This window comes from Actinoplanes sp. NPDC051388 (assembly GCF_055586225.1).
The window spans coordinates 257,104-278,151 of the sequence record NZ_JBVJIP010000005.1 but is presented as its reverse complement, the minus strand read 5'-3'; the positions used below and the strand labels follow the sequence as shown (position 1 = coordinate 278,151).

General features: G+C 74.0%; 15 protein-coding genes and 1 pseudogene. 3 read left to right on the top strand and 13 right to left on the bottom strand.

The window, feature by feature from the left end:
• Positions 1-21: 21 nt before the first annotated feature.
• Genes ACZ6TI_RS15505 through ACZ6TI_RS15490 form a run of 4 tightly spaced genes read right to left on the bottom strand, consistent with a single transcriptional unit; the run spans position 22 to position 4,250 of the window.
• Positions 22-798, bottom strand: a complete 777-nt coding sequence (locus ACZ6TI_RS15505) for an SDR family NAD(P)-dependent oxidoreductase (protein ID WP_465345697.1) — start codon at positions 796-798, stop codon at positions 22-24.
• Positions 795-2,051: an MFS transporter gene (locus ACZ6TI_RS15500; RefSeq protein WP_465345696.1), complete on the bottom strand. Its 1,257-nt coding sequence runs from the start codon at positions 2,049-2,051 to the stop codon at positions 795-797. Before ACZ6TI_RS15500 ends, ACZ6TI_RS15505 begins: the two co-directional genes overlap by 4 nt.
• Complete coding sequence (locus tag ACZ6TI_RS15495) at positions 2,048-3,268, bottom strand: AMP-binding protein (protein ID WP_465345695.1); 1,221 nt, start codon at positions 3,266-3,268, stop codon at positions 2,048-2,050. Before ACZ6TI_RS15495 ends, ACZ6TI_RS15500 begins: the two co-directional genes overlap by 4 nt.
• A 10-nt stretch (positions 3,269-3,278) precedes the next feature.
• Positions 3,279-4,250 carry an ATP-grasp domain-containing protein gene (locus ACZ6TI_RS15490; protein WP_465345694.1) on the bottom strand — a complete coding sequence of 324 codons (972 nt, stop codon included), beginning with the start codon at positions 4,248-4,250 and terminating at the stop codon, positions 3,279-3,281.
• A 125-nt stretch (positions 4,251-4,375) separates the two neighbouring features.
• Between ACZ6TI_RS15490 and ACZ6TI_RS15485 the strand changes: the two genes are divergently transcribed.
• Entirely contained in the window at positions 4,376-5,617 is a 1,242-nt protein-coding gene (locus ACZ6TI_RS15485; RefSeq protein WP_465345693.1) for an ATP-grasp domain-containing protein, read from the top strand.
• Positions 5,617-6,855 carry an ATP-grasp domain-containing protein gene (locus tag ACZ6TI_RS15480; RefSeq protein ID WP_465345692.1) on the top strand — a complete coding sequence of 413 codons (1,239 nt, stop codon included), beginning with the start codon at positions 5,617-5,619 and terminating at the stop codon, positions 6,853-6,855. Before ACZ6TI_RS15485 ends, ACZ6TI_RS15480 begins: the two co-directional genes overlap by 1 nt.
• Here the strand turns inward: ACZ6TI_RS15480 and ACZ6TI_RS15475 are convergent.
• Positions 6,828-9,407 (bottom strand): AfsR/SARP family transcriptional regulator, encoded by a 2,580-nt coding sequence (locus ACZ6TI_RS15475; RefSeq protein WP_465345691.1) that lies wholly within the window; start codon positions 9,405-9,407, stop codon positions 6,828-6,830. The genes ACZ6TI_RS15480 and ACZ6TI_RS15475 overlap by 28 nt on opposite strands.
• 615 nt (positions 9,408-10,022) lie before the next feature.
• Here ACZ6TI_RS15475 and ACZ6TI_RS15470 point away from each other — a divergent pair.
• Positions 10,023-10,295: a hypothetical protein gene (locus tag ACZ6TI_RS15470; protein ID WP_465345690.1), complete on the top strand. Its 273-nt coding sequence runs from the start codon at positions 10,023-10,025 to the stop codon at positions 10,293-10,295.
• Here the strand turns inward: ACZ6TI_RS15470 and ACZ6TI_RS15465 are convergent.
• From ACZ6TI_RS15465 to ACZ6TI_RS15430, 8 genes and pseudogenes are all read right to left on the bottom strand, one after another.
• Positions 10,207-12,183 (bottom strand): HelD family protein, encoded by a 1,977-nt coding sequence (locus tag ACZ6TI_RS15465; RefSeq protein ID WP_465345689.1) that lies wholly within the window; start codon positions 12,181-12,183, stop codon positions 10,207-10,209. The genes ACZ6TI_RS15470 and ACZ6TI_RS15465 overlap by 89 nt on opposite strands.
• An 85-nt stretch (positions 12,184-12,268) precedes the next feature.
• Entirely contained in the window at positions 12,269-12,499 is a 231-nt protein-coding gene (locus ACZ6TI_RS15460) for a PspC domain-containing protein (RefSeq protein WP_465345688.1), read from the bottom strand.
• A 100-nt stretch (positions 12,500-12,599) separates the two neighbouring features.
• Positions 12,600-13,781 (bottom strand): annotated as a pseudogene (rho, locus tag ACZ6TI_RS15455) (transcription termination factor Rho); the annotation flags it as partial.
• Positions 13,782-13,989: 208 nt separating this feature from the next.
• Entirely contained in the window at positions 13,990-16,602 is a 2,613-nt protein-coding gene (locus ACZ6TI_RS15450; protein ID WP_465345687.1) for a molybdopterin-dependent oxidoreductase, read from the bottom strand.
• Entirely contained in the window at positions 16,599-17,405 is an 807-nt protein-coding gene (locus ACZ6TI_RS15445) for an FAD binding domain-containing protein (RefSeq protein ID WP_465345686.1), read from the bottom strand. The genes ACZ6TI_RS15450 and ACZ6TI_RS15445 overlap by 4 nt, the downstream gene beginning before the upstream one ends.
• Positions 17,406-17,462: 57 nt before the next feature.
• The gene (locus ACZ6TI_RS15440; protein ID WP_465345685.1) at positions 17,463-19,082 is read right to left on the bottom strand and encodes a hypothetical protein; all 1,620 of its coding nucleotides are present in this window, start codon (positions 19,080-19,082) and stop codon (positions 17,463-17,465) included.
• Between the two features lie 25 nt (positions 19,083-19,107).
• Entirely contained in the window at positions 19,108-20,106 is a 999-nt protein-coding gene (locus ACZ6TI_RS15435; protein ID WP_465345684.1) for an alpha/beta fold hydrolase, read from the bottom strand.
• A gap of 20 nt (positions 20,107-20,126) precedes the next feature.
• Entirely contained in the window at positions 20,127-20,810 is a 684-nt protein-coding gene (locus tag ACZ6TI_RS15430) for a nucleotidyltransferase domain-containing protein (protein ID WP_465345683.1), read from the bottom strand.
• Positions 20,811-21,048: the final 238 nt, after the last annotated feature.

Here is a 21,048-nt window from a genome sequence, read left to right as displayed (position 1 = left end):
CACGTGCCGTGTGGCGGAAGCTCAGGAGACCCAGGACGTGGTCATGGCGCGGACCGCGGTGCCGTCCGGGTCGGCCAGCTTGTGACGGGCGTATCCGGCGGCCCAGGAGCTGGTCAGCAGGCGGAACGGTGGCGCCGGGTCGGCCAGCGACCGGACCAGCAGATCGGCCACCTCGGCGGCCGGCTGGGCGCCCGGGTGCCCGCCGTCTCGGACCCAGTCCAGATAGCGGGTGAGCACCTCGGCGTAGGGGCCGGCCTCGGCGAGCAGGCCCTCGCGGGTCATCCCGGCGCCGAAGCGGGTGCCGAGCACCGGGCCGGGCTCGATCATGGTGATCGTGACGCCCATCGCGGCGGCGACCGGGGCGAGGGATTCCATGAAGCCCTCGACCGCGAACTTGGCCGCCGAGTAGCCCTCGTTGAACGGCTGACCGATCAGGCCGCGGGTGCTGCCGACGGTGACCACCCGGCCGCCGGTCGCCCGCAGGTGCGGCAGCGCGGCCCGGGTCATCGCGACCACGCCGAGGAAGTTCACCGCGATGCCGGCCCGGAAGGCGTCCATGCTCGACGTCTCGACGGTGGCGAAGTTGTTGGCCTGCCCGGCGTTGTTGACGAGCACGTCGAGGCGGCCGTGGGTGGCGATGACGGACTTGACGCAGCGGTCCACCGAGTCGTCGTCGGTGACGTCCAGGCCGGTCGCCCGGCTCGCGCCGACGACCGTGTATCCGGCCGCGGCCGCTGCGGCGGCGATCTGTTCGCCCAGGCCGGACGATGCGCCGGTGACGAGCAGGACGGGGTTCACGATGCCTCCTGGAGAAGCCGGGAACGGGTGGGCGCCAACGGGATCCAGGCGAAGAGGGTGCCGATCAGGGTGCCGCCGGCCATCGCGATCTGGGCCGCGTGCTGCACGCCCTGCCCGGGGGTGAGCGCCTCGACGAGCCAGCCGCCGAACAGCGCCGCGAACGGGATCACGCCCCACGTGATGGTGCGGAACGCGGCGTGCGAGACGGCCTGGTCGGCCGGGTCGACCCGGGCCTGCCGGATGGCCGCGGTGCTGACGTTGAACCAGACCATGAACAGGCCGTAGGCCGACAGCGTCACGCCGAGCACCAGCGCCGGCGGCAAGGCGGGCGCGGCCAGCACGCCCAGCCCCACCACGCTGTGCCCGAACGCCGACCAGGGCATCAGCCGGGCCGCCTCGAGCCGCTTGCTGACCCGCGGCGCCACCAGGGCGCCGAGCACGGCGACCACGGCGGCGGCGGACATCACCGCGCCCAGCGTCCCGGCCGACAGCCCGAACCCGCGGTACGCCAGGATCGGCAGCACGGTCACGAAGATCGGGCCGCCGAGGTTCATCAGCGTGACGCCGATGACGGTGCTGCGCAGGATCGGGTCGTCCCAGTTGAGCCGGACGCCGGCCCGGAGCCGGGCGATCATGCCGTCGGTGTTCGTGCGCGGGAGCCCGTACCGTCGCATGGCCTTGACCGTCGCGCCGGAGAACAGGAAGGTGACCGCGTCGATCAGCAGGGACCAGACCCCGCTGATCGCGTAGAGGCCGCCGGCCACCGCCGGGCCGACCACCTCGGACACCGTGCGGCTGCTCTCCATGTGCGAGTAGGCCTTGACCCGGCCCTCGGCCGGCACCACCGCGGCGATCGTCGCGGTGTAGCCGATGTTGAAGAACACCGAGGCCGCGCTGGCCACCGTCACGCAGACGAAGACCAGCGGCACCGAGAGCATGCCCAGCCACCAGGCCAGCGGGATCACCGCGATCGCCGCGGCCCGGACCAGGTCGCACCAGATCAGCGTGGCGCGCAGGTCCCAGCGGTCGACCAGCATGCCGGCCACCAGGCTGAGCAGCGGGATGGCCAGCCACTGCGCCATCCCGACCAGGCCGACCTGGAACGACGACGCCTGCAGCAGCAGGATCATCACGGTCGGCACCACGAACAGGTTGATCTTGTCGCCGACGTAGCTGACGCTCTGCCCGAGCCAGAGCAGGTTGAAGTCCCGGCCCAGCCCGCGCGCGACCGTGGACGGCAGGGTCGCGGTCACGGCTCGCGCCGTTGCACGAGGGCGGACACCTTGCCGGTGCGCGGGTTGGCGACCGGCGCGTCCACCACCCGCACCGACATCGACTCGGGGTCGCGCTGGAAGGCCGCGCCCGGCCCGCCGAAGATCGCGGTCAGCAGGTGCGCGCGGACCTGCGCGGCCAGGTCCATCGGCGCGCCCTGAGCCGGGATCACCAGGATCTCCATGGTGCTGCGGCGTGCCTCGTACTCGGTCACCACGAGCTGCGCGTCGGCCACCCCGGGCCGGGCCAGGATGTCCGCGATCAGGGCGTCCACCTCGATCGGCATGCCGTTGAACTTGATCTGCCCGTCCCGCCGGCCGAAGATCCGCAGCGCCCGGTCCGGCACCCCGCACGGGCAGGTGGTCCATTCGCCGGCGTCCCCGGTCTGATAGCGCAGCACCGGGTTGAGGCCGTGCGGCTTGAGCGAGGTGAAGTCGAGCATCTGGTCCGCGCCGACGTGCACCAGCTGGGACGGCAGCGGGTGCCACACGTCCACCGCGCAGTCCGGCGTGTTGGTGCCCACCACCCAGGTCTCGGTGCTGCCGTAGAGACCCCAGCGCCGCGCGTCCGGCGCCACCATGGCCAGGTCGGCGTCCAGCGTCGGATGCCAGGCCTCGCCGAGGAACAGCACCCGGCGCAGGTCGGGCAGCTTGATCCCGGCCTCCCGGGCGCGGGCGAACATCAGCCGCAGCACGCCCGGGGTGCCGCCGACCGCGGTCACCTGCCGGTCGGCGAAGAACTGCAGCCACACGTCGTACTCGTTGCGGCTCACCGTGCCCAGCCCGATGCCGACGCAGCGGGCCAGGTCGGCATAGGCGGACATCAGGTAGTGCGCGCCCCACAGCCGGCCCGCGCCCCAGGTGTTGACGAAGATGTCGTCCGGGCCGAGCGCCTTCCAGTGCTCGTGCACCTCGGCCATGTAGAACCCGGTCGGCGCGTAGCCGAGCTTGGGCTGCCCGGTGCTGCCGCCGCTCTGGAAGGTCCAGGTGGCGCCGGTCGCCGAGCGCGGCTCGAGGTGCTCGATCGCGAGGTTGAAGTCGTCCTTGCGCATGGTCGGCACGTGCACCAGGTCCTGGAGGCTGTCCAGGGCCAGCACGTCGGCATAGCGGGCGGACAGCGCCGGCACCGAGCGCAGCCGGGCGAGGGTGTCCCGGGCGGTATCCAGGGCGTGCGGCGCGTCCGCGGAGAAGTCGGTCATCGTCGGGCTCCTAGAGGTTGGCGTGCGAGTGGGCCTGGCGGTACGCCTGGAAGCGGGCCTTGATCAGCTCGCGCTGGGTGCGCACCGCCTCGGGCGAGTTGGGATCGGGGCACATGACCGTGCCGTCCAGCTCGATCTCGGAGAGCCAGAACCGCTCGCCGTCGTGCAGGAAGTCGGCGCAGAAATAGGGGATCGGCAGCTTGGCGGCCAGGTGCTCGATGGCGGGCTGCAGCTCCGCGGGCGTGGTCTCCGCGAAGGACACCTGAGCGCCGGTGGTGAACTGCGGGTACACCTCGCCGTCGCCGGGCCGGCGGACCAGCGTGCCGCGGGCCGTCCCGTCGATCACGTAGACCCGGTAGTCGACCGTGCGCCGGCCCAGGTCGGGCTGCAGCACCAGGGTGGTGTCGCCGCCCTGCGCCAGGCTCAGCAGCCCGCGCACGTCGGCGACGTCGCGGGCCACGTTGATGCCGCGGGAGGCGCACCACCCGGCCGGCTTCACCACCGCCGGGTAGGTCAGGTCGCGGACGGCCGGCAGGAACTCGTCCCAGAGCAGGTCGCGGCCGGCCCCGATGCGGATCGTCGGGATCGGCGGGATCGGGCTGTCCTTGAGGAACAGCAGGCTGGCCATCTTGTCGTTCTGGATGGCCGCGAAGGCCGGCGGGTGCGGCAGGTAGAACCCGGCCTGCTCGAGCACCGCATAGAGGGTGAACTGCGGGAACACGTCGGCGGACTGGTAGGGCAGGGTGTACGGCGAGGTGACGAACAGGGTGTCGGCCGGGGTGACCCGCTCACCGTTCACATAGAACGCCGGGTGCCGGGGGTCCAGGGCGTCCACGGTCACCGCCTCCGGCGCGGTGCGCTCCCAGGTCAGGTCGAGGTCCTTGGCCACCTCCTCGTAGGTGTGCCAGAAGGCGGCGTCCCACTTGGCCGCCGTCCGGGTGGACTCCCGGTCCGGGAAGATCCAGCACATTCGTCGCAGCATCGGTTTACCTCTCGTCGCGGGCACAGGTGTCCCGGATTCTCGGGACCCGCGCTGCAGATCCGCCGCATGACGATCTGTAGCGGCCGCATAGCCGATCTGTAGCGACCGCGGTGAGGCTTCGGCGCATGACGACTGTGGTGATCGTGGACGCCTATGCGCCCACCCGGCGGCTGGCGCCCGCGTTCCGGTCCGCCGGCTGCGACGTGGTCCGGGTGCTCAGCACGCCCGAACCGCCGCTGGTCTACCGGACGGCGTTCGACGAGTCGGCGTTCGCCGCGACCATCCGGCACGACGGCGATCTCGGCGCGACCCTGGACGCGGTGGTGGCGCACCGGCCGGTCGCGGTGGTGGCCGCGGGCGAGAGCGGCGTGGAGTTCGCCGACCTGCTGAGCTCGTCCCTGGACCTGCCCTCCAACGGCACCACCCTGAGCGCGGCCCGGCGCGACAAGCAGATCCAGATCTCCGCGGTACGCGCGGCCGGCCTGCGCGTCCCCTCATCGGTGCGGGTGGAGAGCCCCGACCACCTGGCCGCGTGGCACCGGGCCCGCGGCGGTCGCGTGGTGGTGAAACCGGTGCGCAGCGCGGCCGGCGACGGTGTCTCGTTCTGCGACACCCCGGCCGAGTCGGTCGCCGCCTACCACCGGCTGCTCGGCGCGGAGAACATCTTCTCGGCCCGCAACGACGCCGTGGTCGCCCAGGAGTACCTGATCGGCGGCGAGTACGTGGTGAACACGGTCAGCTCCGAGGGCCGGCACCACGTCACCGACCTGTGGAAGTACGACAAGATCAGCGCGAACGGGGTGCCCGACCTGACCACCGGGGTGCGGCTGCTGCCCCGCCGCGGCGAGGTGCAGGAGGTGATCTGCGGGTACGCCGCCCAGGTGCTGGACGCGCTCGGCATCGGCTACGGCGCCGCGCATCTGGAGCTGAAGCTGACCCCGGACGGGCCGTGCCTGGTCGAGGTCGGCGCGCGCCTCGCCGGATTGGACATGCCGCATCTGGCCGCGGTGTGCCTGGGCGAGGCGCAGGTGGAGTGGCTGGTGGACGCCTATGTGCGGCCGGACCGGTTCGCCGACCGGTGGAAGGACGACTACGTGATCGGCCGGCACGCGCGCATCGCGCTGCCGGCCAGCACCGTCGAGGGCGTGCTCACGGCGTACCCGGAGATGGGTTTGATCGAAGGTCTGGAAAGCCTGCACGAGGTGAAGCCGATGGTCCGGCCGGGGGACCGGCTGCGCCGCACGGTGGACGACATGACCTGGCCGCTGATGGTCCAGCTGGTGCACCCGGTGGAGGAGATCGCCGAGCGCGACTACGGCACCATCCGCCACCTGGACGGCCCCGGCTTCTACGAGGTGGCCGCGTGATGCGCCGGCACCTCGTGGTGATCCACCGCTGGCGGGCCCGCTACGCGGAATACGCCCGCTACGCCGACCATGACGCCGATGCGGTGACCTATGTGACCACCGCCGTCGGCCAGGACGGGGTGCCGCCGAACGCCGCCGACCTGACCCTGGTGCCGGCCACCGACAACCTGCCCGCGGTGCGCGACGCGGTGGCCCGGCTCGCCGAGAAGCACGGGCCGCCGGCCGGCATCGTCGGCCTGAAGGAGGACGACCTGCTGGTCGCCGCCGAGCTGCGCCGCGAGTGGGGCTGCCCGGGCCCGGCGCCGGACGAGCTGCTGCCGTTCCGGGACAAGTTGCTGATGGCCGGCCGGGTGCGCGACGTCGGGCTGCTGCTGCCCGCCTTCGCCCCCGCGCCGGACGCCGACGCGGTGCTTGCCTTCGGGCGCACCCACGGGTGGCCGGTGGTGGTGAAGCCGCGGATCGGCAGCTCCAGCGCCTTCGTGTCCAAGCTGGACGGTCCGGCCGCGGTGGACGAGCTGGACGGCCGTGGCGGCCCGTTCCTGGTGCAGGCCTTCGATCCACGCCCGATCTACCACGTGGACGGCCTGTTCGACGGCCGTGCGCTGGGCCCGTGGCGCGCCTCCCGGTATCTGAACACCTGCCTCGGTTTCCGGTCCGGCGACTTCCTCGGCTCGGTCGAGGAGGACGACCCGGCGGTGTGCGCGGCGATCGGGGACTACGCGACCCGCGCGCTGGCCGCCCTCACCGCACGGCCGACCCCGTTCCACCTCGAGCTCTTCGTCTCCGCCGCGGGCTGCGCGTTCCTCGAGGTGGGCGCGCGGGTGGGCGGCGCGGAGATCCCGTTCCTCTGGCGCGAGATCCACGGGTACGACCTGATGGCCGCCGCCTTCCGCCTGTCCCTCGGCGAGCCCGCGCCGACCGATCCGCCCTCCGGAGACGGGGTGGCCGGGGAAGGGGTGGCCGGCTGGCTGCTCGCCCCGGCGCCGGCCGCCCGCCCGTGCCGGATCACCGCGGCTACCCCGATGACCGGCCGCACCCCGGGCCCCTACGCCGAGGTGGTGCTCGCGCCCGGCGAGATCCTGCCCGCCGCGGACGCCTACTACGAGCACGTCGGCGGCCGGTTCCGGTTCCGTGGCCGGACGTCGGCCGAGGTCCAGGCCGCGATCGAGGCGACCGCCCGGGACTTCCGGGTCTTCGCCGAGCCGTTGGGTCAGCCGACCGCGAGCTGCTGCAGGTGAGGGGTGCCGGCGCTGAGGCCGAGGAGGGACCGGGCCAGCATCCGGTCCGGCGCCGCCACCCGGGGCGACTGCAGCGCGTCGGCGAGGTAGCCGAGGAACTCGTCGCCCAGCTGCCGGCTCAGGTCCAGCCAGCTGTCGCACAACCGGCCGACCGTGGCCTCGGCCAGGATCAGCGACTGCGCGAACCGCTCCTGCCCCCGCTCGCCGCTGCCGGAGAGCAGGAGCACCTTCGCGTACGCGAACAGCGACACCGCGCAGGACATCGGCTCCCGGCTCGGATCCAGCAGCGCCAGCGCGCGTTCCAGGTGCGCCCGGGCCTCGGCCGGCCGGCCCTGCCGCGCCAGCAGCGAGCCCAGGCCGAAGGACGCCGTGCAGGCCAGCCGCCCGGCCTCCGGCTCGAGCAGTTCGGCCGCCAGGGTCAGGTGCTCGGCCGCCTCGTCCGCCTGCAGCGGGTCGCGCAGCAGCTGCGCGCCCAGATGCGCCCGGGCCGCGCCGACCGCCCGCGGGTCCCGCACCTGCTCGGCCGCGGCCAGCGCGATGCGCCCGGCGGCCGGCGGCAGCGCCGGGCACACCGTGCACATCAGGGCGGCGAGCTGCCAGGTGGTCTCGGCCGTGCAGCGGGTCGCCGCCCAGGACAGCACCGCGGGCAGGCCGGCCTCCTCGGTCTCCAGGAACCGGGCCGCCTCCAGGTCGCCGCGGAACGGGATCCATTCGGCGGCGGCCGGTGAGTGTCGCCGCCGCCGGTCCGGTTCGGCCTGCGGGGTCATCGCGGAGAGCACGGAGAGGTACCAGCGGACGATCCGGTCCTCGATCGGCCGCCGGTCGCTGAGCGCCTGGGCGCGGCCGCGGGCGAACCGCCGGATCATCGCGTGGGTGCCGTATCGGTCCGGGCCGGTCACCGAGACCAGGTTGGCGTCGATCAGCTCGTCGATCAGCCGCCGCGCGCGCAGCACCGACACCCCCGCGGTGGCCGCCGCCAGGTGCAGGCACACCGATCGGCCGGGATGCAGGCCGAGCTGGTCGAAGAGCCGGACGGTGGCCGGGTCGAGGCCGGCCAGGGTGCCGGCCAGCGACTGCTGCACCGTGCGCGGATCGTCGCCCACCGACAGGGTCATGATCTCGCCGCGCAGCTCGGCCGCGAACGACGCGGGGGACTGGGTGGACCGGGCCGCCAGGGTGGTGGCGGCCAGCCGCAGCGCGAGCGGCCAGCCGCCGCACAGGTCGACGATCTCGGACACGCCGTCGCCGCGCAGCCGGCTCGGGCCGGCGATCGCGCCGAGCAGGTCGCGGGACTCGGCCGGGCCGAGTGGCTGCACGGCCAGCACCCGGGTGGCGTGGTGGGCGCTCAGCGCGGTGAGCCGGCTGCGGCTGGTCGTGACGACCAGGCTGCCCGGGGTCGGTGGCACCAGGGGCAGGACCTGCCCGGCGGCGCCGGCGTCGTCCGCGAGCACCAGGATCCGGCGCTGGTGCATGCGGGTGCGATAGAGCGCGGCGCGTTCCTCCGCGCCCGCGGGCAACTGCGCGGCGGGCACGCCCAGGGCGAGCAGCACGATGCCCAGGACGGTGGCCACCGCGGCGCCGCCGCCCAGCTCGACGAAGATCTGCCCGTCCGGGAACCGGTCGGCGACCTGGTGTGCCCAGTGCACGGCCAGCGCGGTCTTGCCGAGCCCGCCGGCGCCGGTGACCACCACGACGCGGGCCTCGTCGCCGGCGTGCGGCAGCGCCGCGGTGAGCGCGGCCAGGTCGGCCTGGCGTCCGAAGAAGTGCCCGACCGGGGCCGGCATCTGCGCGGGCGGTTGCCGCACGGGCGTGCCGGGTGCGGGCGCCGGTCGTTCCTGCGCCTCGCCGCGCAGGATGGTGGCGTGCAGCGCGCGCAGCTCCGCCGACGGGTCGCTGCCCAGCTCCTCGGCCAGCCGCTCGCGCAGTCCCTGATAGGCCCGCAACGCGTCGGCCTGCCGGTGCGACCGGTAGAGCGCGGTCATCAGCTGCCCGGTGAGCCGCTCCCGCAGCGGGTCCGCGGCCGCGGCGGCCATCAGCTCGCGGACCAGTTCGGCGTGCCGGCCGAGTCGCAGCTCGGCCTCGAACCGGTCCTCCAGCAGCGCCGCCCGCAGCTCGGTCAGCCGGGCCCGGTCGGCCTCCAGCCCCGGCGCGGAGACCCCGTCCAGCGGCTCCCCGCGCCACAGCGCCAGCGCCTCGCGCAGCGCCTCCGCGGCCGCGGCCGGGTTGTCCGCGGCGGCCGCCGCGGCCGCGAGCCGCTCGCACTCGTGCAGGTCGGACGCCTCCGGCGGCAGGTCCAGGAAGTAGCCCGGAGCCCGGGTCACGACCGCGTCGCCGATCTTGCGGCGCAGCGACGAGACCATGCCCTGCACCCGGGAGCGCGGCGCGGCCGGCGGGCGGCTGCCCCAGAGCCCGTCGATGATCCGTTCGGTGGACAGCACCGCGCCGCCGGCGAGCGCGAGCAGGGCGAGCAGAGTCCGTTCCAGCGGTGCGAGTGGCACGCTCGTGACGTGCTGTCGCGCTTCCACCGGTCCGAGCAGGACAATATGCAGCACTACGATCATCCCCAGGGTGAGCTCAAACGTGCCGGAAATCGGAAAACGGGTGATGGCACGCCGGTGCTATTCCGGCGACCCGACAATGGTCGGGCACGCGAATAGCGATTGATGGGCGAAGTCGGTTTCGGCGAATTCGGCCCACCGGGAGATGAACTGTTCTGCGCTTTTCACGTTTATGGCACCCCGTTCCCGACGCCTGCCCGGGATCGCCGGTCAGGCTGATCACCGATGCTACGCTGGGGATTCGGAGATCGCTCCCTAGTGGACTGCCGTCGAATCTTCGCAGATCGCGTAATCAGACAGATTCCGCGATGTCTATGCCTTTGGTGCTCGGAATGGGCATATTGCATTCTCTGCGCTTTTCCCGGGCGCGGCCCTGACCTGCATTAATGATCGGGGGCGCCTCGGCGGCGGTGACCGGAAGCTGCCGTTTCCCGCAGTTGCGCGACCGCACGAAACGCTCGCTCGGAGGCCGGCGCCGGAAGTGGACGGTGCCCGCCGCGCCGAGTCCCGATTCTCCGGCCACGGTCACTGCCCGTGACGTATCGGGGACGTGTCGGGACGGTGAACCGGGCGCGCCGATCATCCGTATTGCCGTGCGGAGGTGGAGTTGTGATCGTGCTGATGCTGCTGACCGCGGTGCTGCTGGCCCTGGTCGTCTTCGCGGCTTGGTGTGCGGTGCGTGACGGAATGAGCCGGCGCCAGGGCGTGCACGCGCAGGACCGTCCGCTGCGGATCGTCGCGTCCCCGGCCAGCCTCGAGGGGGTGCTCGTCACCCAGCTCACGACCGGCGAGATCAGCCGCCCGCAGTATCGGCGGGCGATGTCCCAGATCGCGGCGCGCGAGGGGGAGCGCCGGCCGATGGCGGTGCCGCTGGACGAATAGTCAGCGCTGCCAGTTCCGCCGGCACCGCTCCGGGGTGCACCACGCCGAGCCGCCGGGTGGCTCTGGTCATCGCCACGTAGAGGTCCTGGCGGCCGCGCGGCGAGGCGGCCAGGATCGCCGCCGGGTCGGCGATCAGCACCACGTCGAACTCCAGCCCCTTGGCCTGCCGGGCGCTGAGCACGACCGCGCCCTCGATCGGATCCACCGGCCCGATCACCGCGACCCGGTCGCCGTCCGGCTCCGCCGCGACCAGCAGCGCCAGCACGGCGGTCAGCTCACCCCGGGTGGTCCGCAACCGCCACGGCGGTACCCCCGACGCCCGCACCGACACCGGCTGGTCCTCCCCGGCGGGCCGCAGCCCGGCCGCGGCGTCCATGATCTCCGCCGGGGTGCGGTAGTTGACGGTCAGCCGGGCCACCCGCCACCGGTCGCCGACGTGCGGCCGCAGCGCGCCGGCCCAGTCGTGCGTGCCCGCCGGGTCGGAGGTCTGCCCGACGTCCCCGGCCACCGTCATCGACCGCCCGGGCGCCCGGCGCAGCACCATCCGCCACGCCATCGGCGACAGCTCCTGCGCCTCGTCCACGATCACGTGCCCATAGGCCCACCGCCGGTCCCGGGCCGCCCGTTCGGCGAGGGTGCCGTCCGGGCCCGGTGCGCAGAAGTCGTGGCCGAGCAGGTCGGCCGCCTCGTCCAGCAGCGGGATGTCGGCCGGGGTCCAGCCGCCGCCGGTGGACGGCACCAGATCCTCGGGGGTCAGAGCGGGCCAGCAGGCGTCGGCCGCCGCCCGCACGGCGGGGTCCCGCCCGAACGACCGGCGTAGCGCCTGCGGGTCGAGGCGGGAGTCGTCGGGGCCGGCCGCGCCGGTCAGCCCGAGGCCGGCCAGGTCCTTGGCCACCGCGTCGTCCACGCCGGTGCCGGCCAGCACGCTCTCGATCTCGGCGTCCTGCCGGTCGGCCTCGGCGAGCGCGCGATCGGTGAGCCGGGCGGCCAGCGCCTCGGTGAAGACGCGGCGAGCGGGGTTGTGCGGGAGGCCGGAGGCGCGGGCTCGTCCGGCCGCGTACCCGAGGTCGTCGGGGTGGAATCCGCTCACCGGGACCACCGCCCGGCGGGAGTCGACCGCCGCGGCCAGCAGATCGGCCATCGCCCGCGCGCCTTTGCGCAGGGCGTCCGACGGTGGCTCGGAGCGGGTGGCGGTGACGCCGGGCAGCAGGCCGGCGACGGTGGCCGTGACGACGCCGGTCTCGCCCAGTCCGGGCAGCACCCGGCCGATGTGGTCCAGGAAGATCTCCGACGGCCCGACCACCAGGACGCCGCGGGCGGCCAGTTCGGGCCGGTGATAGAGCAGGTAGGCGGCCCGGTGCAGGGCGACGACGGTCTTGCCGGTGCCGGGCCCGCCCTGCACCACCAGGATGCCGTTGTGGTCGCTGCGGATGATCGCGTCCTGCTCGGCCCGAAGTGTGGCCACCACGTTCCGCAGGTCCGCGGGCGGCCCCGCGAAGGACACCTCCTCGACCGCGGTCACCCGGCGGCCGGTGGTGGAGATCAGGCGGCGCCGCAGGACGCCGAGCGGTTCGGCGGCGGTGGCGGCATAGAACGGCCGGGCGGCGGGCGCCCGCCAGTCGATCAGCAGGGGGTCGCCGCCGTCCGGCGAGGTCAGGCCGAGCCGCCCGATGTAGCGCGTCTCGCCGCCGGCGAGATCCAGCCGGCCGAAGCACAGCCGCTCCTCGGCGGCCTCGTAACGGGCCAGCCGGGCGGCGTGCTCGCGGAGCACGGCCGGATCGTCGCCAGTCTGGGCAACCCGCGCCTGGGCGACCCGGGCGGAGGCTTCCGCCCGGAGCTCGTCCAGCCGTGCGTAGAGGGTGTCGAGGTGATGCTGAACGTCCCGCACCCGGCAAGAGTGCGGGCGGCGGCGCGGAAGAAACAGTCTTGTTCTTCCGGGCCGCGTCAGCCGCCCCAGGTCAGACCGGCTCGGGTCAGACGGTCGCGGGGTAGGTCTGCTCGCTCGGCATCAGCACCCAGAGCAGCGGGTAGACCAGGAACTGGCTGCCCGGGAGCACCAGCAGGACGGCCACGAAGGCCAGCCGGGCGATCCAGGGGTCGAGGCCGAAACGGCGAGCCAGGCCGGCGCACACCCCGCCCAGGATGCGGCCGTCGCGCGGGCGGCTGAGGCCTTGCGCTGCCATCGAGGAGTGGACGGCGTTCATGTTCTCTCGCTTCCGTAGAGCCGGTCGTTGCTTGTCCTCAAATGGTGCGGCACGGCGGTGCCGGCACACATCGGGGAACGCCCGGGTGCGGACCCTGATCTCAGCGCTCCGGGAGAGCCCTGGTGAGCTGGGCCAGGAAGGCGGCGTTGCTCGGGGTCGCGCGCAGCTGGCCGAGCAGCTGCTGGATGCCCTGCTGCCCGTCGCCGAGGGCTCGCCGCAGCCGGTGTGTGACGGCCAGCTCGTCGGGGTGCATCAGCAGCTCGTCGTGCCGGGTGCCGGAGCCGGACGGGTCGATCGCCGGGAAGACCCGGGACTCGGCCAGGCCGCGGTCCAGCTTGAGCTCGGCGTTGCCGGTGCTCTTGTATTCCTCGAAGATCACCGTGTCCATCGCCGAGCCGTTCTCGACCAGCGCGGTCGCGATGATGGTCAGCGAGCCGCCGTGCTCGATGTTGCGGGCCGCGCCGAGGAAGCGCTTCGGCGGATAGAGCGCGGTCGAGTCGAGACCACCGGAGAGGGTGCGCCCGCGCCCGGTGACGGCCAGGTTGTACGACCGCCCGAGCCGGGTGATCGAGTCGAGCAGCACCACCACGTCGCGCCCCATCTCGACCAGGCGCTTGGCCCGCTCGATGGTGAGCTCGGCGACCGCGGTGTGCTCGTGCGGCGTCTGGTCGAAGGTGGCCGCGATGACCTCGCCCTTGACCGAGCGGGTCATGTCGGTGACCTCCTCAGGCCGCTCGTCGACCAGCAGCACCATCAGGTGGCACTCGGGGTTGTTGCGGGTCACGGCGTTGGCGATGGCCTGCATGACCATCGTCTTGCCGGCCTTGGGCGGCGCCACGATGAGCGCGCGCTGGCCCTTGCCGATCGGCATCACCAGGTCGATCACCCGGGTGGCGAGCAGGTTGGGCTCGGTCTCCATCCGCAGTCGCTCCTGCGGGTAGAGCGGGGTCAGGTCGTAGAAGTCCGGCCGGTGCAGCGCCTCGTCCGGGTCGTCGCCGTTGATCTGGTCGGCGCTCAGGGTGGCCGGGCGGCGGCCGGTGGTGTGTGCCACGCCGACCACGTGGTCGCCGCGGCGCAGGCCGAGGGAGCGCACGGCGGCGGGGGAGATGGGCACGTCGCCGGGGCCGGGCAGGTAGCCCTCGGCCCGGATCCAGGCCCGGTCGTCGACGATGTCGAGGAACCCGTCGATCGGGGTGTCGGTGGGTGCGCCCGCCGGCGTCCCGTCCGCGGGGCGGTTGTGTGGTCTGTCACCGGCGGGCCGCCGGGTGCTTCGGCGCCGGGTCGGCGCCTGTGTTTCGGGCATGTGTGGTGCTCCTAGCTGAAAAGGGAAATACAGGAACGCCGCTCACCGCTCACCGGGAGCGTGCAAGAGAAGTGGCTGGGCCACTGAATTCGCAGCCGACCTGTGGAGGGACCACGAGGGTCGAACTGGGAGAGCGGGCCGGGAAGGTGGTCACCGGGGAACCCGCTGCGGCCAAGATAGCGCGCGATCAACCGCCCTGCAAGCTTAGCCACACCCGGTCCCGGGTGAACGGCGGGTCGGTGAATCGGATGCCGGTGGCGTCGCGCAGGGCGTTGGCCATCGCGGGCGCCACCGGGTTGAACGGGCTCTCGCTCATCGACTTGGCCCCGAGCGGCCCGATCGCGTCCTCGGTCTCGGCCAGGTGCACCTCGGTGCGCGGCACGTCGCCGAAGGTGGGCAGATGGTATTGCCGGAAGCCGGCGGTGGTGACCTGTCCGGACGCGTCGATGTCCAGGTGCTCGGCCAGCGCCGCGCCGAGCGCCTGGGCCACTCCGCCCTCGATCTGCCCGCGGATCTGCAGCGGGTTGAGCACCGTGCCGGCATCGGCGCTGTGCACACTCTCCAAGATCTTGATCTCTCCGGTGCGCGGGCACACCGCGACCCGGAACCAGTGCGCGTTGAACGCCACCGACCGCGGGCTGCCTCCCCAGTGCCCGTGCGCGACGAGCGGGCGCCCGGACCGCGCGGCCACCTCCGCGAGCGCGTCCTCGGTGAGCTCCCTGCCATCCAGAGCGTCCAGAATGGAGGCTCGCAGCCCGAGGGCCGCGTGCAGCACGGCTTTCCCGGCCACCACGACACCGGTGGACGCGAACGCTCCGGTGTCGTGCCGCACCACGTCGGTGTCCGACTGCCGGATCGCGATCCGGTCCGGCGTCGTGCCCAGCGCGTCCGCGGCGATCTGGGCGTGCACGGTGGTGCTGCCGTTGCCGAACTCGGCGGTGCCGACCGCGAGGTCGAACGTGCCGTCCGGCAGCAGTGTGACGACAGCGTCGGCGAAGTGCCCGCCGGGCGGCCCGGCCGCGATCATGGTGATCGCCATGCCGTCGCCGGTCAGCCAGCCCGCCGGAGCGCCGGTCACCGGGCGGGCCGCCGCCGCCCGCACGTGCGCCAGGCACTGGTCCAGGCCGTAGCTGGCGATGGTCAGGTCGTCGTCGTGGCCACCGGGGGCGGTCATCCGCTCGCCGGGCCGCACCACGTTGCGCTCGCGCAGGGTCACCGGGTCCAGCTCGAGCTGCCGGGCCAGCTCGTCCAGCGCCGACTCGACGGCGAACGACACCTGGCCCAGGCCGTAGCCGCGGAAGGCGCCGGCCGGGACCGTGTTGGTGTAGACCGCGGTGGCGTCGGTGCGCTTGTTGGCGCAGCGGTAGACGGCGAGCGACTCGTGGCAGCCGTGGTGCATCACCGCGGGGCCGTGGTTGCCGTAGGCGCCGGTGTCGGACAGCACGGTCAGGTCCATCGCGGTCAGGGTGCCGTCGCGCCGGGCGCCGGCCTTCATCCGCACCGTGAAGCCGTGCCGGGTGGTCGCCGCGGTGAACTGCTCGGCCCGGGTGAACTCCCACTTCACAGGCCGGCCGGTGCGCAGCACGGCCAGCGCGACCAGGTCCTCGGTGAGCATCTCCTGCTTGCCGCCGAAACCGCCGCCGACCCGCCCGGTGAGCACGCGCACCCGGTCCTCGGGCAGGTCGAAGAGCACCGCCAGGTTGCGCCGGGTCAGGAACGGCGTCTGGGTGCTGGATCGCACCACGAGCCGCCCGTTCTCGTCCAGCCAGCCCACCGAGCCGTGCGTCTCCAGGCTGGCGTGCTGCACGCGGGGCGTACGGAAGGTCGCCTCGAAGACGGCCTCGGCCGCCGCGAAGCCGGCGGCGACATCGCCCAGCTCGGCCTCCAGCCGCCCGACGACGTTGCCGTCGCCGTGCACCCTGGGCGCGTCCGGGGCGAGGGCGGCCTCGGCGTCGAGCACCGCCGGCAGCACCTCCCAGTCCACCGCGATCCGCCGGCAGCCCTCCTCGGCCGCGGCCTCGGTCTCGGCCACCACCGCGGCCACCCGCTGCCCGGCGAACCGCATCACGTCGTCGAGCAGCCGGGTGTCGGACGGATCCTCCTCGGCGTGCTCGTGCTGCGCGGTGGAGAACAGCACATCCGGGGAGTCGTGGTGGGTCAGCACCGCGACCACGCCCGCGACGGCCAGCGCCGGGCCGGTGTCGATCGACCGGATCCGGGCGTGCGGATGCGGCGAGCGCAGCACCTTGAGATGCAGCAGTCCGGGCACGTCCAGGTCGAACGTGTAGCGCGCGGCGCCGGTCACCACCTGCGGCCCGGCCGGCGCCGGCAGGCTCGCGCCGACCGACTTGCCGGGCGGTGGAACGTCCACGTTGTGCACCCCGGCGAGGGCGTCGGCGATCACTCGATATCCGGTGCAGCGGCACAGATTGCCCTTGAGCGAGCGTGGCAGGTCGGCCATCCGGCGCTCGTCCAGCGCGGCGGACGTCATGATCATCCCGGCGGTGCAGAAGCCGCACTGGAAGCCCTGCGCGTCCAGGAACCGCTGCTGCATCGGGTGCAGGCCGTCCGGCGGGGCCAGCCCCTCGATGGTGGTGACCCGGTGCCCCCGGGCGCGGAAGGCCGGATAGATGCACGAGTGCACCGGCCGGCCGTCCACGTGCACCGTGCAGGCGCCGCAGTCGCCGGTGTCGCAGCCCTTCTTCACCCCGAAGCAGCCCTGTTCGCGCAGGTAGGTGCGCAGACACTGGCCCGGGCGGGGCGGCTCGGTGTGCTCCTCGCCGTTGACGGTGATGCTCATCCGGCCAGCTCCGAGCGGATCTCCTCGGCGAACTCCCGGGTGAGGTGCCGCCGCCACACCGGCAGGCCGTGCACGTCGTCCACATAGTCCTGGTCCGAGATCCGCTCGGCCAGCGCCACCTGCAACGTCTCGGCCTCCGGCGGACGGTCGAAGACCAGCCGGTGCGGGCGCTTGGTCGCACCGGTCACGGTCAGCGTGAAACGCCCGCCCGGGTCGCGGCGCCCGGCCAGGAGCGCGGCCGACCGGCCGTGCGTGTGCAGCGACCCCTGACGGTACGTGGACACGCCGGTCAACGCCGCCACCGGCAAATGGATCGACCGCAGCAACTCGCCCTCCCGCAGCACGGTGACGCCCTCGCCGGTGACGAAGTCGGCGACCGCCACGTGCCGCTCGCCGGCCGGACCCTGCAACAGGCAGACGCCGTCCAGGGCAGCGGTGAGCGCGATCATCGGCCCGGCCGGCAGCGCCGCGCACAGGTTGCCGCCGACGGTGGCCACGTTCCAGATCTTGAAGCTGGCCAGGAACGAGCCGCAGCAGCCGCGGGTGATGCCGTGGAACGCCTCGAACTGCGGCGCGCCGGTGAAGTCGGCGAGCTCGGCGACCGTGCAGGTGGCCGCGATCTCCAGGCCGTCCGGGCGCACGGTCAGCGGCGGCCACCCGGCGGCGGACAGGTCGAGCAGGCGCCGGACGTGCGGCTGCGGCTGCGCGAACAGGGCCGTGCCGCCGGCCAGCCACGCGTCCCCGGGACGCCACTGCCCGGCGCCGGCCGGGCTGATCACCTCGGCGACGGTGTGCAGGTCCACGTCCCGACGTTACGCGCCCCGTGTTTCACAGAGGCGAATTTCGCTGTTCGGGCTCGGTCAACTGGCGAACAGGGCGACGGCCGCGGCGACCGTGACGGCCCAGCCGGCGGCCAGCAACATCGGGCGGCGGGGGAGTTCCACCGGCGGGGGTGGCGGCAGTGGCCCACCGGCGAACGCCTGCAGCCGGGCATCGCGCAGCGCCGCCACCAGCTCGTCGCGGGTGCGCTGGCCGGAGCCGCGCGGCCAGGGCGGCGGCGCCGGCACGGTCAGCACCGAGTCGCCGATGGCCAGGGTGACCGCGCCCTCGTCGTCGTGCACCGCGGCGCTGTCCACCGTCCACGGTTCCCGCACCACCGCACGAAACCCGATCGACGCCACTCCGCCCGCGTGCCAGCGCAGCCGCGGCCGCACCTGGGACCGCCAGCCGAACTCGAACCCGGCCGCCGCGACCACCGCGACCACGGCCATCGCGAGCCAGTCCCCGGTGTGGCCCAGCAGCCGCATGCCCTCGGCCGCGCCGAGCGCCGAGCCGAGCCCGATCACGGCGACGGTGCACCACGCCCGGGCCGGCGCGACCCGGTGCTCGTGCACCTCGTCCGGCCGCGCCAGGTGGTCCCGGCCGAGCAGCACGTCCGGGTCGACCAGCTGTTCCTCGTCGTCGGACACCTCGCGCGGCAGCCCGTGATCCGGGTCGTACGGGACCAGCGTGGTCACGCCGACCGGCTCGACCGGCACGTGCATCCGGCCGTCCACCTCGACCGCGCACCAGGCGCCGGTGCGCGGGTCGCCGTAGAGCCGGGCCGGCCGGGTGCGCGGGTCGCCGGGCTGATGGTCGTCGGTGCTGAAGGTGTCGGCGGTGTCGATGCCGAACTCGACGGCGGTCCGCCCGTCCGCGGCCGGCACCAGCACGTGCAGGTAGCCGAGCTGGTCGACCACCCGGGCCGGGCGCACGTGCTGGTGGGCGGAGAAGAGCCGGCGCCAGGCCCGCCGCCGCGCGGCCAGCCGGGCCAGCAGGGCGCCGCCCACACCCGCGGCGACGATCGACGCGGCCAGCCAGGCCGCCTCGCCGCGGACTCCGGCCACGATCAGGCCGGTGACCGCGCCGGCCAGTGCCAGCACGGCGACCGCGGTGGCGGCCGCGCCGACCGCGGGCCAGGACTCCGGCATCGGCGGGCGGGCGAGCTCCACCTCCTCGATCGGCGGGGGCGCCTCGGCCCAGTCCTCGGTGTGCTCCTCGGGCAGATCCGGGCCGATCACCCGGATCCGGTGGTCGCCGGCCTGCGCCGCGTAGTCGAGATGGCCGGAGAACTCGGCCTGGTGCCGGTCGGGCGGAGGCCGCAGCATCGGCGCGGCGGCCCGGGCCACGCCGGCGGTGAGCAGAGCGTAGGCGCACGGCAGCAGGTCGGCCCAGCCGAAGCCCGGGCGCAGGAGCACCCAGCCGACCGCGCACGCCACCGCCGCCCAGGCCGCCGCGCGGCGGTGCAGATAGACCATGACGGCCGGCGCGGCGAGCAGGCCGAGCGCGAGCCAGCGGTCGGTGGGGGTCGCGGTGGCCAGCGCGCCGCCGGCCGCCACGTCGCCGAGCTGCGACGACTCGCCGGCCGCGCCGGCCACCAGCAGCAGGATGAGCACGGCGGCGGCCGGGACCAGGTGCTCCGGGCGTACCGATCGGGCCATGGTCCTGATTGTCGCGGGCGGGGCCTCAGCGCACGGCGGTTTCCAGCCACTTGGCCAGGGCGTCGTTGACCTCGGCCGGCCGCTCGAGGGTGATCTGGTGGCCGGCGTCCACGGTCGCCTCGGTGAGATCGGCGCAGCTCGCCCGCATCGGCTCGGCCAGCGGGGAGCTGACGGTGTCGCAGATCGTGTCCCACGCGGCGTGCACGAACAGCACCGGCAGGGACAACCGGCCGCCGTCGAGGGCGGTGCCCGCGTAGGCCGCGTTGGCGGCATCGTTCACATACCACGAAGACGGTCCGCGGAAGCCGTTGCGGCGCAGCCCGGCGGCCACCGCGGCGAAGTCGGCCGGCGGCAGCACCACCCGGTCGCGGCCCAGGTCGGGCGCGCGGCCGCCGGGGAACCAGCCGCCGTTGCCCGCCACGTCGGCCGAGCGGGCGGGCCTGCCGACCGCCTGCGGCACGCCGGCCCGGAACAGCACCGAGAGGGTGGCCGGCACGTCGGCCTCCATCTCGGCGACCACGCTGTCGAAGGCCAACGAATAGAACCGGTAGTAACTCCACTGGCCGTCGGGATGGCGGTCGGCCGGATAGATCCGCCGGTCGACCAGCGCCACCAGCTCGTCGAGCACGAAGCCACCGGACAGATAGGGCACGCACAGGCCGGCCACCGCGCGGCAGCGCTCCGGGTGGTGCGCGGCCAGCCCGAACCCCACCGGCGCACCCCAGTCGTGCCCGACCCAGACGGCCGGCTGCCCGCCGAGCGCGTCGTGCAGCTCGACCATGTCGGCGACGATCTCGGACAGCGCATAGGCCGCCGGGTCGGCCGGGATCGACGAGCCGCCGTAACCCCGCATGTCCGGCGCCACGCAGCGCCAGCCGAGCCGGGCGAAGTGCGCCAGCTGCGCCCGCCAGACCACACCCAGCTCGGGCCACCCGTGCAGGAAGATCATCAGCGGCCCGTCGGCGGGACCCTCCTCGATCCACACCGTGCGGTGCCGCGCCGACTCGGTCATCGATTCCCTCACGCCTGCACCATAGATCGCGGCTACGACAGTTTCCGCCCCTCGGCTCGGTACCCGTCGAACAGAGGCCCGCCGGCGTCGTCCAGCACCCGCCGCAGCACCGCGGAGACCAGCACCGGGTCGCCGGCCGCAGCCAGCCATTGGCCGGCCAGCACCGGGTCGAGGTCGCGCAGTTCGCGCAGCAGCCACTTGCCCCGGCCCACCCAGTGCCCGCGCAGCCGCAGCGCGGCGTCGGCGGCGGTCACCCAGCCGGTCCCGGTGAGCGTGATCCGCTCGCCCGGGTCGAGCACGTGGGTCAGGTCGTCGAGCAGGTCGGTCAGGGCGTACCGGATGCGGTCGGTCTCGGCGGGGGTGAGCGACCCGGGCCCGGCGGCGAGCACCGCCGCGCACTCCTCGCGCAGCGCGCCCGGGTCGCCGGTCAGCGGCACGCCGGTCGCCACCATCCGCCGCAGGGTCGGCTTGCGCTGCTCGTCCTCGATCGCGAAGTAGTGCGCCAGGGACGCCTCGGTCTGCACGAAGAGCTCGACCGGCCAGTCGCGGAAGTGCAGCGAGTCCCGGTGTGCCGGGCCCGGATCGCCGGGCGCGAGCAGCACCACGATGTCGAGGTCCGATCCCGGCGTGCGCTGCGCGGTGAGCACGCTGCCGGCCAGCACCGCCCAGGCGGCGCCCGGAAACCGTTCGCCGACCAAGGCCCTCGCGTCCTCCACCGGGTCCCGCATCTTCCCCCAATCGCCGGTGAATCGCCGGTCGCCCGCCTGTCTCGCCGGGCCGCGACCGGACAGAGTGGAACACACATCGGGCGGAACGCGGGCGAGGTCGGGGGATCGCGCGGGGGCCGCGGAAGACCCGATGGATGGGAGCGGCGGCCTTGTGCCCCAGGGCCGCCGCCCACGATCTCGCCGGCGGTGGATGGGCGGCCGAGGCGGTGGGCTCCGGCGAGCCCAC